This is a genomic window from Paenibacillus sp. J22R98 (assembly GCF_059383835.1).
The window spans coordinates 33,253-47,005 of the sequence record NZ_JBXENW010000010.1; the positions used below are offsets into that span (position 1 = coordinate 33,253).

The 13,753-nt window shown below is 50.8% G+C and carries 15 protein-coding genes; 6 read left to right on the forward strand and 9 right to left on the reverse strand.

From position 1 onward, the window contains the following. Positions 1–13: 13 nt before the first annotated feature. The 6 genes from AC50Y3_RS24145 to AC50Y3_RS24170 form a co-directional block, all read right to left on the reverse strand. Entirely contained in the window at positions 14–1,657 is a 1,644-nt protein-coding gene (locus AC50Y3_RS24145; protein ID WP_494821281.1) for a protein O-GlcNAcase, read from the reverse strand. Continuing rightward, positions 1,654–2,391 carry a sugar isomerase domain-containing protein gene (locus AC50Y3_RS24150; RefSeq protein ID WP_494821282.1) on the reverse strand — a complete coding sequence of 246 codons (738 nt, stop codon included), beginning with the start codon at positions 2,389–2,391 and terminating at the stop codon, positions 1,654–1,656. The genes AC50Y3_RS24145 and AC50Y3_RS24150 overlap by 4 nt, the downstream gene beginning before the upstream one ends. 1 nt (position 2,392) lies before the next feature. Then, positions 2,393–3,373 (reverse strand): BadF/BadG/BcrA/BcrD ATPase family protein, encoded by a 981-nt coding sequence (locus AC50Y3_RS24155; RefSeq protein WP_494821283.1) that lies wholly within the window; start codon positions 3,371–3,373, stop codon positions 2,393–2,395. A 347-nt stretch (positions 3,374–3,720) separates the two neighbouring features. Beyond that, positions 3,721–4,560: a sugar phosphate isomerase/epimerase family protein gene (locus AC50Y3_RS24160; RefSeq protein ID WP_494821284.1), complete on the reverse strand. Its 840-nt coding sequence runs from the start codon at positions 4,558–4,560 to the stop codon at positions 3,721–3,723. 24 nt (positions 4,561–4,584) lie between these two features. Beyond that, positions 4,585–5,466: a sugar phosphate isomerase/epimerase family protein gene (locus AC50Y3_RS24165; protein WP_494821285.1), complete on the reverse strand. Its 882-nt coding sequence runs from the start codon at positions 5,464–5,466 to the stop codon at positions 4,585–4,587. Positions 5,467–5,488: 22 nt separating this feature from the next. Then, on the reverse strand, positions 5,489–6,559 hold the full coding sequence (locus AC50Y3_RS24170) for a Gfo/Idh/MocA family protein (protein ID WP_494821286.1): 1,071 nt from the start codon (positions 6,557–6,559) through the stop codon (positions 5,489–5,491). A gap of 81 nt (positions 6,560–6,640) precedes the next feature. Between AC50Y3_RS24170 and AC50Y3_RS24175 the strand changes: the two genes are divergently transcribed. Beyond that, positions 6,641–7,498 carry a helix-turn-helix domain-containing protein gene (locus AC50Y3_RS24175; protein WP_494821287.1) on the forward strand — a complete coding sequence of 286 codons (858 nt, stop codon included), beginning with the start codon at positions 6,641–6,643 and terminating at the stop codon, positions 7,496–7,498. A 60-nt stretch (positions 7,499–7,558) separates the two neighbouring features. On the opposite strand, the gene AC50Y3_RS24180 is transcribed toward AC50Y3_RS24175, so the two are convergent. Beyond that, positions 7,559–8,146 (reverse strand): guanylate kinase, encoded by a 588-nt coding sequence (locus AC50Y3_RS24180; RefSeq protein WP_494821288.1) that lies wholly within the window; start codon positions 8,144–8,146, stop codon positions 7,559–7,561. A 287-nt stretch (positions 8,147–8,433) separates the two neighbouring features. On the opposite strand from AC50Y3_RS24180, the gene AC50Y3_RS24185 reads away from it, so the two are divergent. From AC50Y3_RS24185 to AC50Y3_RS24200, 4 genes are all read left to right on the forward strand, one after another. Further along, entirely contained in the window at positions 8,434–9,264 is an 831-nt protein-coding gene (locus AC50Y3_RS24185) for a hypothetical protein (protein ID WP_494821289.1), read from the forward strand. Positions 9,265–9,339: 75 nt separating this feature from the next. Further along, positions 9,340–10,632 (forward strand): LysM peptidoglycan-binding domain-containing protein, encoded by a 1,293-nt coding sequence (locus tag AC50Y3_RS24190; protein ID WP_494821290.1) that lies wholly within the window; start codon positions 9,340–9,342, stop codon positions 10,630–10,632. 295 nt (positions 10,633–10,927) lie between these two features. Continuing rightward, positions 10,928–11,155, forward strand: coding sequence for a PspC domain-containing protein (locus tag AC50Y3_RS24195; RefSeq protein WP_494821291.1), 228 nt, complete (start codon positions 10,928–10,930; stop codon positions 11,153–11,155). A gap of 71 nt (positions 11,156–11,226) precedes the next feature. Further along, a complete protein-coding gene (locus AC50Y3_RS24200; protein ID WP_494821292.1) occupies positions 11,227–11,928 on the forward strand; it encodes a PspA/IM30 family protein in 702 nt (233 codons plus the stop codon). A gap of 82 nt (positions 11,929–12,010) precedes the next feature. On the opposite strand, the gene AC50Y3_RS24205 is transcribed toward AC50Y3_RS24200, so the two are convergent. Next, a complete protein-coding gene (locus AC50Y3_RS24205; protein ID WP_494821293.1) occupies positions 12,011–12,676 on the reverse strand; it encodes an HAD family hydrolase in 666 nt (221 codons plus the stop codon). A 129-nt stretch (positions 12,677–12,805) separates the two neighbouring features. Then, positions 12,806–13,300 (reverse strand): hypothetical protein, encoded by a 495-nt coding sequence (locus tag AC50Y3_RS24210; RefSeq protein WP_494821294.1) that lies wholly within the window; start codon positions 13,298–13,300, stop codon positions 12,806–12,808. A 158-nt stretch (positions 13,301–13,458) separates the two neighbouring features. Here AC50Y3_RS24210 and AC50Y3_RS24215 point away from each other — a divergent pair, with 158 nt between their 5' ends. Continuing rightward, complete coding sequence (locus tag AC50Y3_RS24215) at positions 13,459–13,647, forward strand: hypothetical protein (protein WP_494821295.1); 189 nt, start codon at positions 13,459–13,461, stop codon at positions 13,645–13,647. Positions 13,648–13,753 lie beyond the last annotated feature (106 nt).

Below are 13,753 nucleotides of genomic sequence, written 5' to 3' on the forward strand. Positions count from 1 at the left end.
TCTCAGATGGTTATTAAATGGTAAAATATCGATCAAGCACTTTATTCAAGAAAGAAAAAAGCACATCGGCAAACACATACGTGAGATCACCGCGATACCGCTCATAATTGAGGCGGACCTGTTCGAGATCGTTTGGATTCTGACTGCGAATATAGTCCACGCAATCCTTCAGCACTGCGCATCCGGCAGAGAATTTAACAAGCCAGCGCTGGAGTTCCTTCTGCAGCAGCTGATTCTCCATGCCATTCAATAAACATGCTGCAGAATCGCTCATCTTGGTGATGAACTGTTCCAATTCGTCGATGGCTTGCTCACGGTCCCCATAAAAGTAAGCAAAGTTAAATCGAGTCAATTCAGCGGCGAGCATCGGCGAGTCAGTCAGATACAAGCAAGAATAGCGAACGTTATCTGCAAATTGGAGCATATGTTCAAAATCCGCTTGACCGACGGCCTCTTCCAGCGCCTCACGCCAGCTCGCTTCCGGATCATACCGCTCCGGGTTCCATAAGTAAGAGGCGATTGTCGCATAAGCAATTTTGGAGCTTTCGGCATACTCCATCCCGTTTGCAATAATACCTCGAGCAAATCGGTATAAATGACGATCTCTCTGGCGGTAGGGACCGATATGCATCTCATCCGTCATTTCCACGTCGTTTACTGGATAGTTATCCCAATAGAGCGGTTTTCGATGCGTTTGCTGTGTAAACACGGCAGCTTCGCTAAGTGTAATCTCCGGCGAACAAATATTACGTCCGGTCCAAAATAACTCTATACCTGGATGGATGCGGCTGCCTAGCTGAGAGATATACCGCTCGTCTCCTTTCCCCCAATATTGCGTAGGGCAGACTACAAGACGAATTCCTTCATTCCACTTCATGATTTCCGTATAGAAGCGATTAACTAATCGTACATGTGCTTCTACTAGATCACTGTAAATCCGGATATCTTCTTGATGTTGAAGCTCCTCCGGAATGTCATCGAGCAGCAAGCAGAAGTGTTTCACCCCGAGCTCGTAGATTTGACCGACTTTTCGAACGAGTGCGGCAAAATCCTCTTCGCTTGAATAACGCATGGACAGCCCCGGAGCAATGCTGTAGTAGAATGTAAGCCCAAGTTTAGCAGCCTCGCCAAAAACGCTGCTTAGCCTGGAATAAGACTCTTCATCGTAAAGGTCCTGCCACCGCTCCCGATGATAGAGGTCATCCTTCGGTCCGTATACGTACGTATTCATATTGTGCGAAGCAATAAAGTGAAGCATGTTTAAACGCTGCTCATCATTCCAGGGTTGTCCATAGAATCCTTCGATGATCCCTCTGATCGGAAATAACGGATAGTCGAATTTCACACCTTCCTGCCATTGTCCGCGCTTCATCATTTGCCTAATGGCATTCAGCGCGTATCGGAGTCCTCGCTCACCTGAATAGGTAATTGTCACCTCGTAATGAGGCGGCTCACCTTTGATCGCCAGCTCGTAAATCTCATCGGAGATCGAACACGTTTCTTCAATATAGCTAAATCTCGCTTCAGTTGACTCCGAAGCTGTAATTTGGATATCACCTTTATTGTCGGTGATATAGGAAAACCCATTGCTTTCACACCAGCTCCGAATGATCCCGCTGTTCGCTCCTAGCGACGAAATGCTGGTCAAGGTTGTCATAGGCTCCGAACAACTCCTTTATACTTTTTGATGAGGCGGTGATTATGTGCCTCTCCTTCATCCATATTGCTGCTGGCGAACAGATCCGGCATGATTCCCCGCTGCACGAGAAGCTCTACCACTTCTGCCACTATCGTGTTCACGATACAAGCCCCGAGTACGGTAGAAGTTGGTGATACTTTTATAGACAATCCTGAAACTTCCACCGACGCATCGCCGATGCATCCATGATTGTCGATCACCACATCACTGACTTCATGCAGCCGTTTGCCGCTGCTATGTCTGGATGATGATGCTTCTGCATGCTTAAGGCTCGTAATGGCGATGACCTTTAATCCACTGGTCTTCGCTTCTAAGGCCATCTCAATGTTCACCGCATTTCTACCGGAATTGGATGCGATAAGGATAACGTCGCCTTCTTGAGCAGACAGCTGCTTGAAAAGAACAGCCGCAAGCCCCTCCAACCGTTCCAAATCCGTGCTTTGTACTGCATTTCGGTGCAGCATCAATCCTTCTTCCATGATCGGATTCACGCATGCTAACCCGCCTGCACGATAGAACAGTTCCTCCGCGAGCATATGAGAATGGCCTGTTCCGAACACGTGCAAGGTTCGGCCTGCTTCAATCGCATCGGCAATCAGATGTGCAGCCTGGCTCAAATGCGCCTGTTCTTCCGACTTCAGCCTGCCGATTAAATCCAATACCCCGTCTATATACTGCAATCCTGCGTTCACTTTAGACCTCCTTCTGTAAGGCATAGGTTACTTTCATGCGTTCTTGCACGGATGGCTCCAATAACAGCTTGTTTTCGTGAAAGCAAGCGAAGATCGCGCCAAATTCCGGCGGGAACTCGATTCTCCTCACTGCGGATAGAGGACAATTTTGATTCAGCAGTCGTTTGAATTCCCAGTAGATATAGTTGTTTTTAGTCATAACGCTTCCACTTGCACCGATGGGTACGCCCTTAATGTTCAACCTCTTCTCCAGCTCCATCGCATGGTTAGCGAGATCGTGCGCCGCCTGCTTTACCAGCCTCAGCGAAACCTCATCCCCTAATTCAGCGCATAGGGCAACCTCGGAGGCAAAGCCGGCAATAATATGTCGATCTAATGGGGGATTGTAAAATTTTTCGATGAGTTTCTTCATATCCCGGATCGCGAAATATCGCTTCAACGCATCACTGAGCGCGGTCGTTTGAGCCAGTCCTTCTTCAGCAGCCACTGCTGCTTGAATCCCTTGAAGTGCAATGTGATATGCACTCCCTTGATCCCCGAGCAAATAGCCATAGCCCCCGATGGTTAGGAGTTCATCGGTCATCCCCTTAGCGATCCCCATCGAGCCGGTTCCGCTGATGATCAATATGCCTGGTTTACCGATCGTCATAGCCATTAATGCGATATACGTATCACTGTGCATATAAACGCTCCGGCTATTGATGATGCCTGTGGTAAACTCATCAGTTACCGCTGCCGTCGCTTCTTGGCTCAGGGCAGAATTTCCGATGAATACGCTTTCAAATTCGTCTATCTTTACTATTTCTGATACCCGATTCATGACTTGTTTGAGATTTTCGCGCGCTCGTTTCATGCCCATCGAATAGAAATTAATTGATCCGCCTATTACCTTTGCCAAGACGTTTCCTTCCATATCGACTGCGATCGCGGTCGATCGGGTACCACCACCGTCAATGCCTACAAAAACTTCTTTTCTTGCCATTGCACTACACTCCTAATTCGTTAGCGCTTTGATGACGAGAACTACGTTCTGCTGCGAACGCGCTTTCATGCAGCTTCAATACTTGTAATGACTTCAGTTTAGAACAGGTTGACGCTCATCGGTACTAAGGGAGAATGGTAAAACCAATCTTTGTATGCGAATCTGCAGGAAAGATATCTATCACTCTTTGACATATTCAATCCTATTTCGATTTTAGATGTCATCATTCCGTAGTTTTGGGCTTTCTTCGCTGCAGTACGGTACGTCATATTCGCATTACCTCCACAAACAAAAAAACCCGGACCACCATGCGTAACCATGCATGGCAATCCGGGGTTCATCTCAACTTACTTCGCTGCAGCAACGGCTTGCGCCAGCTTCTCTACCGCTCTGGCTGTGCCGCTCTTCTGCTCTTCCAGGCCTTCGTACTCGACGCTCATCCAGCCGTCGTAGCCTACGCCGGCCAGCTTGGCGACGATCGAGGCAACGCCGACGTCGCCTTCCGTCGGCACAGTGCCAACGAATGGCTGGCCGCTAAGCGCGCGCAGCACGCCTTCCTTCTGATCTTCGCCCACGCGCGCGAAGTCTTTGGCATGCACGTGACGGATCAACGGATGCAGCGCTTCGAAAGCTTGTGCGGGCACATCGTCGACGAGCAAGAAATTGCCCATGTCGAAGGTGCTGCGTAGCGCAGGCGAACCGACCAATGTGATGATATCCTGCACCTGCTCCGATTTCCCGGCGAAGATGCCGTGGTTTTCCAAGCAGAGCACGACGCCTTTGTTCTCTGCATAAGCAGCGCCTTGCGCCAGCCCTTCCACGATCCAGCCTTTCGCCTGCTCATAGCTGATGCCTTCCTTGCGATCGCCCGCAAACACGCGAACAACCTCTGCGCCGAACTCGACTGCCATATCAACAGCCAAGATGATATCCTGCAGTTGAACCTCACGCTCTTCAGCCGTCGTTTTCACGAAATCATTGCAAGCTCCGAAACATGCCAGCTTAATGCCCGTGCGAGCCAATGCTTCGTGAACCGCAGGCACGTCGCTCTCCTTATTCCAGAACACGCTGAGCAGCTCCACGCCTTGCGCGCCAACCGATGCGGCATAATCGATAAAGTCCGCATTTTGCCAAGATCCGTCGTACAAATATTTATGGCAGCTCCATACACTAATGGCGATTTTCATTGTCCATATCCCCCGATCAGCACCCTAGCGGTACTGTTTAATAAACTCGACCGCTCTGCGGATATCCAGCTCCGGCTTCGCGCCGACTTCACGTTCGATAGTCAAGTAACCTGTGTAACCAATGGACTGCAAGGCAGCAAAATAGGCATTAAAATCAACAGTTCCCTCGCCAAGCGGCACCTCTTCAAAGTCCAATCCGCCGGCAGCCATCTCCGCAATATGCTCGTGCGTCATTTTCTGATAGCCGAGGAACCCGTACACTTGGCGCGGATCGACCACACGCAGTCTGCGGCCATCCTTCACATGGGTGTGCACGATATAATCCTTCAGCGTAATCACGCCTTGTACCGGATCATCGCCGGTGACCATGACCATATTCGCAGGATCGAAGTTAACGGAAACGCCGTTCGTGCTCAGCGTGTCCAGGAAGCTCTTCAAGTGAGCGGCCGGTTCCGGACCCGTCTCAATCGCAAAATAAGCATTCAAGCTCTTCGCATATTGGCCAAGCTCCTCGCATGCCTGCTGCATCGCCGCATAGATTGCACTGTTCTTATCATCCGGAACGATACCGATATGCGTCGTCACGATGTTGGTGCCGAGCTCGACAGCCAGATCAAGAATGCGCTTGGATTGCTCTACTTTCTGCGGATTGGCTGCAGCATCTTGGAAGCCATGTCCACCCAGATCGCCGCATAGTGCCGAGATATCCAGCCCCAGTCCGTCGATAAGCGAACGCATCTCGCGTCTGGCGTTTGCATCCATATTCGCAGGATCCATCTCACCGGATACCGCATAGATTTGCACGCCTTCTGCGCCGACTTCTTTAGCCTTCAACAATCCTTCACGGACGCCAATACCGAAGCTGTCCACAATAACGCCTATTTTATTGGATAAATGAATCGTCATCGCTCATTAACAACCTTTCTGTTTAAAAATGAATTTCGGTCCCTTTTGCAGCCGACTCATAGATTGCGCACAGCATGCGCGTTACTTCTACGCCATCTTGAACAGGGCTCAACGTCTCTGTACGGCCAAGGCAGCTGTTGATGAAATGTCCGATTTCACGGCCGAACGCATCGTTGAAATCAAACGTAGCGTGATCCACCTGCGGCGTCGTATTCACGATCGTACTGTGTTTCTCGCCCATAATAACAAGCGCCGGCTCTACTTCTGCTCCGCCTTGATCGCCATATAGCTTCACGGACAGCTCATCCTTCTGCGCATGCAGCGTGAAGCTGACATCCACCATCAAGGAAGCGCCGTTCTCGAAGCGGATAATCGCATTTGCCAAATCTTCGACATCGTTCTTCTCTGCATCATAATCCGCGGCTTGATAGAAGCCCAGATTCTTAATATGCGAACGGTTGCCGAGTTTGCGGTACGTATTGCCGCTGACCGACTTCACCTTCGGTTTCCCCATGAGGTACCAGCAGATATCAATAATATGAACGCCAAGATCGATCAGCGGACCTCCGCCGGAACGTTCAATATCGGAGAACCAGCCGCCCGGGTTACCAAGTCTGCGCAGGCATGTTGCTTTCGCATAGTAGATTTCGCCAAGATCGCCGGCATCGATAAACCCTTTCAGAACCTCAATGCTCGAAGCATAACGGCGCACAAAACCAACCTGCAGCAATTTGCCCGTAGCTTCAACCGCCGCTTGTACGCGTTCCGCCTCTTCGACTGTTTTGCAAAGCGGTTTCTCGCACAAAACATGCTTGCCCGCTTCCAGCGCAGCAATCGCGATCTCAGCATGCGTGTTGTTCCAAGTACAGATACTTACAGCATCAATGCCGGGATCAGCAAGCAGCTCACGATAATCCGTGTAAATCTTAGCAGCGCCGTACTTGTCGGCCGCCGCTTGAGCACGCGCCTCGTTCTTATCACAAATTGCTACAAGGACAGCATCCTTATTGGAAGCATAAGCCCCCAGATGCGCACCCGAAATCGAACCGGCACCAATTACACCTATATTTAACTTCTTTTCCGCTGTTGTCATGATTTGATCAACCTTTCCCTTCTGTAATCGTTTTCGTTATAATGAGTTTACCTTGTGATGAAGGATGGGAGAATGCACACCATGCCAACCTACATGGACAATATGATCAGTCCGCTTCCAATGCGCCTGTTCGACTGCATGGTTGATGTGAAGAAGCTGCGCGTGAAATCGCTAATGATCACGAACGCCGGCCATTTGCCCGGACGCACTTCCAGGCGGGAGAACGCCGAATTTGATCGTTGGTCATTCGTATATATCGGTGCAGGTCGCGGATACTACCAAACCGACTCTGAGGAACGGCAAATTGTCGAGGCCGGATCGCTCTTCTGTTTGTACCCCGGCGCGGTGTTTCAATACGGACCGGAGACGGATGGCTACTGGGATGAGTATTATTTCGCACTCGAGGGCGAACGCGTAGAAGAATGGCTTGCGAACTGGTACGAGCATCCCGCGCTCGTGAAATTCGTCGGAACCGACGAGAGCTTCCTGAGCAAAATCGAGCTCATCTTCCAGCTCATGGACAGCGCCGTTCCCGCCAATCAAGATCGAGCGGCGCTCGCGCTGGAATCGCTGCTCTTCGACATGTCGCTGCGCTTCAATCAGACGCAGACGAGCAGCCGCGCCTTGTTCGTGCATAACCTGCTGGACGACTTGTCCGGCACCGTCTACCAGCCGCTCGACAGCATCGCGCTTGCAGCACGGCATCATATCTCGATTCCGACGTTAAGACGAATCGTGCACGACTATACAGGTTATCCGCTTGGCGAGTTTGTTCACCGGCTCAAAGTAGCGGAGGCCAAGAAGCTGCTTCTCAACACGGACAAGACCGTCATGGAAATCGCGTCGCTCCTGGGCTATTCGGACATGTTCTACTTCTCCCGATTGTTCAAAAAGCTAACGGATACGGCACCGACGACTTATCGCTCCCGGATGGGATAACGAGATGACCAAAAGCCCGCCCCTTACGTAAAGGGACGGGCTCATACGTCGTTCATATCACTAATCGCGTTCTTCCAAATTCCGCTCCAAATAACTCTCCAGCGTGTTGGAAATTTCAAATACGGTATGCGCGAGGTCATAGTTCTCGAAAGCGTGCTCGCATCGAGATTGGTAGCGGATCGCGGTTTCATATTGATCCAAATTGGATTTTATGATGTCGGGGTCGATTCCCTCTTGGGTTTGCCTCTCCTGAACGGTTCGCCGATCTGCATAAATGAACAGCCGCACTACCCGCTCACCATACATATCCTTCAGCGCATGGGCACCTTCGTGATTCAGGATCAAATAGATGCTGCCGCCCTTCTTCAGGCTGTACGCAATGTCTTTGCCCCGTAAACCGTAGCGATTCCCATTGACGGTAACGCTTTCAATAAAATCGCCGTCGGCATCGAATTGATCATACAGTTCAGGGGTGATGAAGTGATAATCCTGACCGTTCACTTCTCCCGAACGTGGTCTGCGAGTCGCATACGAGATTACCTTGGTAATACCGAGTGTTGTGCCTACACTGTCAGCTACTGTCTTGCGTCCGGAGCCGTCCGGTCCCGTAAATACGAAAATCAGCTCACGATCCTTCTGTTCACTCATCGTCACAGCCTCCTGAACTCTTGGATTGGTCTATCCGTTCGGGGTGTAGCAGGGCGAAAACTTCAGGCTTGGAATCTGTTATTTCATTATAGCTTAAACCAGTAAAATCCAGCAATCGCCGACTTCACAAACCGATTGACTTTTTCCGGCGAATAGGATACATTTTACAAAATAAACAAAATAAGTTCTCTTACGTTGGAAGCACCCGTAAGCAAAGGCTATCATGCCTTTCTTGCGGGTGTTTTTGCGTTTACAAGGGGAACCCGTCCAAGGAGGAGCTGATCACTATGTTACATTCTATGATGAGAAAGCCGATTTCAGCCGTACTACTTGCTCTGCTCGCATTATTGATCTCCATGCCTGCTAACGTCTCCGCATCATCCGTGAAGCTGACCGAATCGGCCCAAAGCAAGCTCTCGAAGCAAATAACCACCGCAAGCTACAGCATGAAGCAGAATCTTACGGCTCAATCGATGAACCTGACTGCTCTTCAGCAGAAGGAAGATTTACTCGATACCGCGATTGCTTCCCTCCATTACTACAATGGCAATGCACTTAGCGCGATCCGTGCCCGGATCAGCCAGATCGATGCCGCGAAGATCGGCAAGCTTACACAAGACGTAGCTCAAACCAAAGAACGGTATCAACCGCTGTTTGCGATGTACACGTCGTTAAATACTCAAATCAAAGACGCCAAGTTCCTCAAGATGAAGCAGCTGGCTGCCTTGCTTCAGATTCAAGCGGATCTGTTAAAGCCCTCCACGCAGCTTGCCCGCACTGAAATACGCATCAAGGAAGAGATCCTTAAGTCCGCAAAGGCGGCCACTTCGAATACGATCAAGCATTTGCGCGCCAAACTCGCCGAGACTGATCCGCTGCGAAGTCAGATTACATCGGTCCAATCCGTTATTTCCGGCACGAAGAAGAATATATCGCCTGTCGTCAAAACGTTAAACGAGACGATCAAAGCCAACTCCTACGAAGGCACGCTCCAATCGTTAACCACACTAGTATCTATTTCACGCACGATTGTGGAGCAGAAACAGCGAGTCAGCGCTTTTGAAGCGCGTATTTCCGATATCATCGATGCAACGAACGCTGAAATTCCGACCAAATAACGCCTTTGCCCCTGACATGTGCGGCAGTAGAACGGAATAGCATGTAAGAGGTGAGTTCCGGGAGGAGGGGAATCGATGCAAATTCATGTCGTTCAGGCGGGACAGACGCTATACCGATTGTCACAGGCGTATGGGATACCCGTTGCAGACATAACTTCAGCGAATGAGATTTCGCCGGCCGATACATTGGTGATCGGACAGGCACTCGTTATTCCGATTGTCGGGCAATACTATTGGGTGCTTCCGGGGGATACGCTAACGAGCATCGCCGGGAAATTCGGTACCACGGCTGCCACGCTTGCTGCAGTCAATAACATCGGGATCAACAGTACGCTGCAGATCGGCCATCGCCTCTATATCCCGCCAATTCCGAAACGCAACGCTGTGATCAATGCCTATATTGATCCACGAGGGACGACGGTCTCCCCTGCCTTAACGGAAGCAGCCCGAAACGCAGCTCCGCTTCTTACCTATTTGGCACCTTCAAGCTTCCGCATCCAGCGCGACGGCACACTCGCCCTGCCTCCGCTTGGCGATCTCGAATCCATTGCACGGCGTTATCGTACAGCGATGATGATGACGATCACCAATTTGGAAGGCGATCAATTCAGCGCGGAGCTGGGTCAGCTCATTCTGAACGACCCGGCCCTGCAGAATAAACTGATTGCTACCATCCTGGACACCGCGAAACGTCTGAATTATAAGGACATCCATTTCGATCTGGAGCATCTCCGTCCTGAAGATAAGGAAGCTTACAATCGCTTTCTGCGCAAAGCTGTCGTCCCGATCCACAAGGCCGGGCTCACCATGTCCACTGCGCTCGCTCCCAAAACAAGCGCTACCCAGCAAGGTGCATGGTATTCGGCCCATGATTACAAAGCCCATGGACAGATCGCCGACTTTGTCATCATCATGACCTATGAGTGGGGATACAGCGGCGGGCCGCCAATGCCCGTCTCTCCGATCGGTCCGGTTCGAACGGTGCTGGAGTACGCACTCACGGAAATTCCCGCGAACAAGATCGTCATGGGGCAAAACTTATATGGCTATGACTGGACACTGCCCTACGTGGCCGGCGGCGCCTATGCCCGGGCTATTAGTCCGCAAGCAGCTATTGCCCTCGCAAGACAATATAACGCCCAGATCCTATACGACTACACCGCTCAAGCGCCGAATTTCTCCTATTGGGATGCTAATGGTAAAGAACATAAGGTATGGTTTGAGGATGCCCGTTCTATTCAAGCAAAATTCAACCTGCTTAAACAACTCAAGCTCCGCGGCATCAGCTATTGGAAGCTGGGTCTCAGCTTCCCGCAGAATTGGCTGCTAATCGAAGATAATTTTAATGTCGTTAAACTGCTGCCTTAGCATCGGTGCAACCACGGCTTAGTGGCGATGATGAGCACTCCAATGACAGCTTCGGCCATGCGCCGAGCTGAACTCGGAGTGCTTATTTGTCATGCTCAGCGGCCTGAGGTCGGAGGCCGCCCCCGCCTTAAGGCCAGCATGAAGAACAGCCGCCAGACGGTTTCGAGGAAGGCCGTCCTATTTTAAACTAAGGATATCAGTTAAACGTCATCACCATACGCCAGAACATACCTTCACAATAGACGGCACTAACTCAACCCCTACACAAACACAAACCTAAAGGAGATGTTTCAACATGAAGAAGCTTTACCGCTCTACATTAAATCGCAAATTGACTGGTCTATCCGGTGGCCTAGGCGATTGGCTCGGCGTTGATCCAACCATCATCCGACTTGTTCTCATCGTATCCGGCGTATTTAGCCTTGGCACAACGCTGCTCGTGTACATCGTCGCAAGTTTGATTGTACCGAAAGCGCCATTCGAGGTATTGTCCCCAGACAGCCCATTTCACTTCCACGTCTAACCTGAAGGAAGGAACACGCAGTCATTAAGCCAGACAACAACTACAAAACCAAAACTAGGAGATGTTCAACAATGGGATTGCTAAATCGAATTTTCAATATTACACAAGCAGCTGCTAACGAATTGCTCGACAAGCTGGAAGATCCGGCCATGATGCTCAACCAATATGTGCGCGGCATGCAAGAAGAGATCGCAACTGCACAGCAGGAGCTGTTCAAACAAGAAGCGATGGTTAAAGGACTTGCACAGCAAGCTAACGAAGCAGCGGTAATGGCAGAACACAGCGAAGCTAAAGCACTCGATGCCATGAGAGCCGGCAATGAAGCTACGGCGCGCGAGGCATTAACGGCGAAGCTGCATTACACCGAGAAAGCGCAAGAATATTCGCTATGGATCGAGAAAGCGAAGCTGACGATCGCTGAGCTGACACAGCGGCTTGAGAAAGCCCGTGCGGAGCTCCCGCTGCTGCTCAAGAAACGCGAAGAGCTGCTTGCTCGCATTCAGCAAACGGCAGCGAAGTCCCGCTCCGGCATGCCGAGCTTCAGCATTGGCCGTGCCAGCCTCGAAGGCGGATCCGCTTCACGCGGCTTCCAGCGTATCGAAGAGAAAATCGCCCAATGGGAAGCCCATGTTGCAATGAACCGACAACCATACGGCGCAGGCTACAGCGATTCGTATGGAGCACCTACTGCGAATACAGCAGGCACGCCTGCGAAAGATGAGCTAATCAATGAGCAAATGGAACAGCTGCGTAGAAAGCTTCCAACAGAATAAGCCAACTAGAACAACATAAAAAGCCTCCCATCGGGAGGCTTTTTATGTTGTTCTAGTTGGTGGCTCATCCTAAACGGCCCATCTACAGCCGCTCAAGCAGCCCCGCCAATGTCTGATTCTCATACCCCGTAATCTGAACATCCGCCTGCGACAAATCCATATGCGAGGTGATCGGATTCGGAACCGCGATCGCCTTCAGGCCTGCAGCCTTGGCCGCCTTCAGGCCGTTCAGAGAATCCTCCACCGCAACAGTCTCGAACGGCTGTACGCCAAGTGCTTCAACCGCTAATCGGTAAAGCGCCGGATCGGGCTTTACTAACTCGACATCGTCTCTTGTATAAATCGCCTCAAAATAACCGGCGATGCCTTGTTCCCTTAGATGTCTGTTGATCCATCCCCGATCGGAGCTCGATGCAAGGCCGATTCGCAGCCCAAGCTGCTTCGCTTCTTCCAGCAGCGCCAGAACACCGGGGCGAAGCTTCACGTCACGAAGCGATTCGTCATGCAGCACCTCGAAGCGCTCCTTAAGCGCAGCCTTGTCGAGGTCCTTCCCCGCAAGCTCCTGCAAGTCCTCATACGGATCGAAAGGTCCGCCTATTGTCCCTACGCAAAGTGCCCATCTCTCCAGTGGCAGCATATGGCCATGCTCCTCATAAATCCGGCAAAACGCATCATAGGCGCATGATTCGGTATCCACCAGCGTACCATCGAAATCAAATACAATCGCTCGAATCGTCGACGACGACATAGCATCTCCCCCATTTCCGTTACCTTGATCGTAGTCCAACGGCTTCCTCTATGTAAATAGCAAAAAGAAACACTTCATAATAATAAAAAACCGCCAGCGATCACAGCCGGGCGGTTTTCTTTGAGCCGATTATAGAAGAAAGAAGCCTTCTTCCTGCAAATATTGTTCAGCTTCTTCATAGGTTTCGAGCACCATCTCGAGGTTCGGTCCGGCATACACGTACCACAGATCATCCTCATGCTTCAAAATAAGCGACTGCTTCTCGGGTCCGAACCAAGTCGAGGCATGTACCTCGCCGCGCGGGGCAGCAGCGGCCTTGGCGCTCTTCGAGGTCGGCTCCGGCGCACGGTAGGATAGCGAACGAATCGACTCCTCTACCAATTGTCGGAACGCATCGGCTTCATAGCCGCGGATGTTCACAAACCCCTTCTCATCCGTATCATAGCCGCGCAAATGTCCGGCATACACGTACCCATTTCCATTCGGGTGCAGGTGGAACGCCACATTTTTCTTATCGTACAGACTTTCATCATACTGATAATTCACACGGCCGAGTGACACGTCCTTCCGCTTGAGCTCAGGAAAGGACTCCAAAATCGAAAGCTTCTGGTCAAAACTGAGCATAATCGCCTCCGGGGAACGGTAATATTTGCTGTGATTATACCACAGCAGCTACGCAAGACAAAACTTGCACCATGTACTGATACGACATTTTATGTCGCACCAGCTATTTTATACTTAATCCTGTAATCACTTCAGCTTTCGAAAGAGGGTCACTACCAATGGCAAAAACAAAACGCGGGCGTGTACTGTGGAGCCTTCCATCTCGCGGCCGCGGCACTTGTCCGGTCTGCAGCAGAACACGTACCAAACTGCTCTATCCTCGGGCTAAAACAGACGGATCTACGGTAAAAGTATGTAAACGATGCATCCATTCTCCGCAGGATTCCGTAGATCGCATTACCGGTTAGACAGCAGCCCGTTCTCCATCCGGGGGACGGGTGACTATATCGGACTCAAACTTTGCTTGTCAGTCGAAGGCATCGGATGATGTAATACATAGAGTGGCAGCAATTG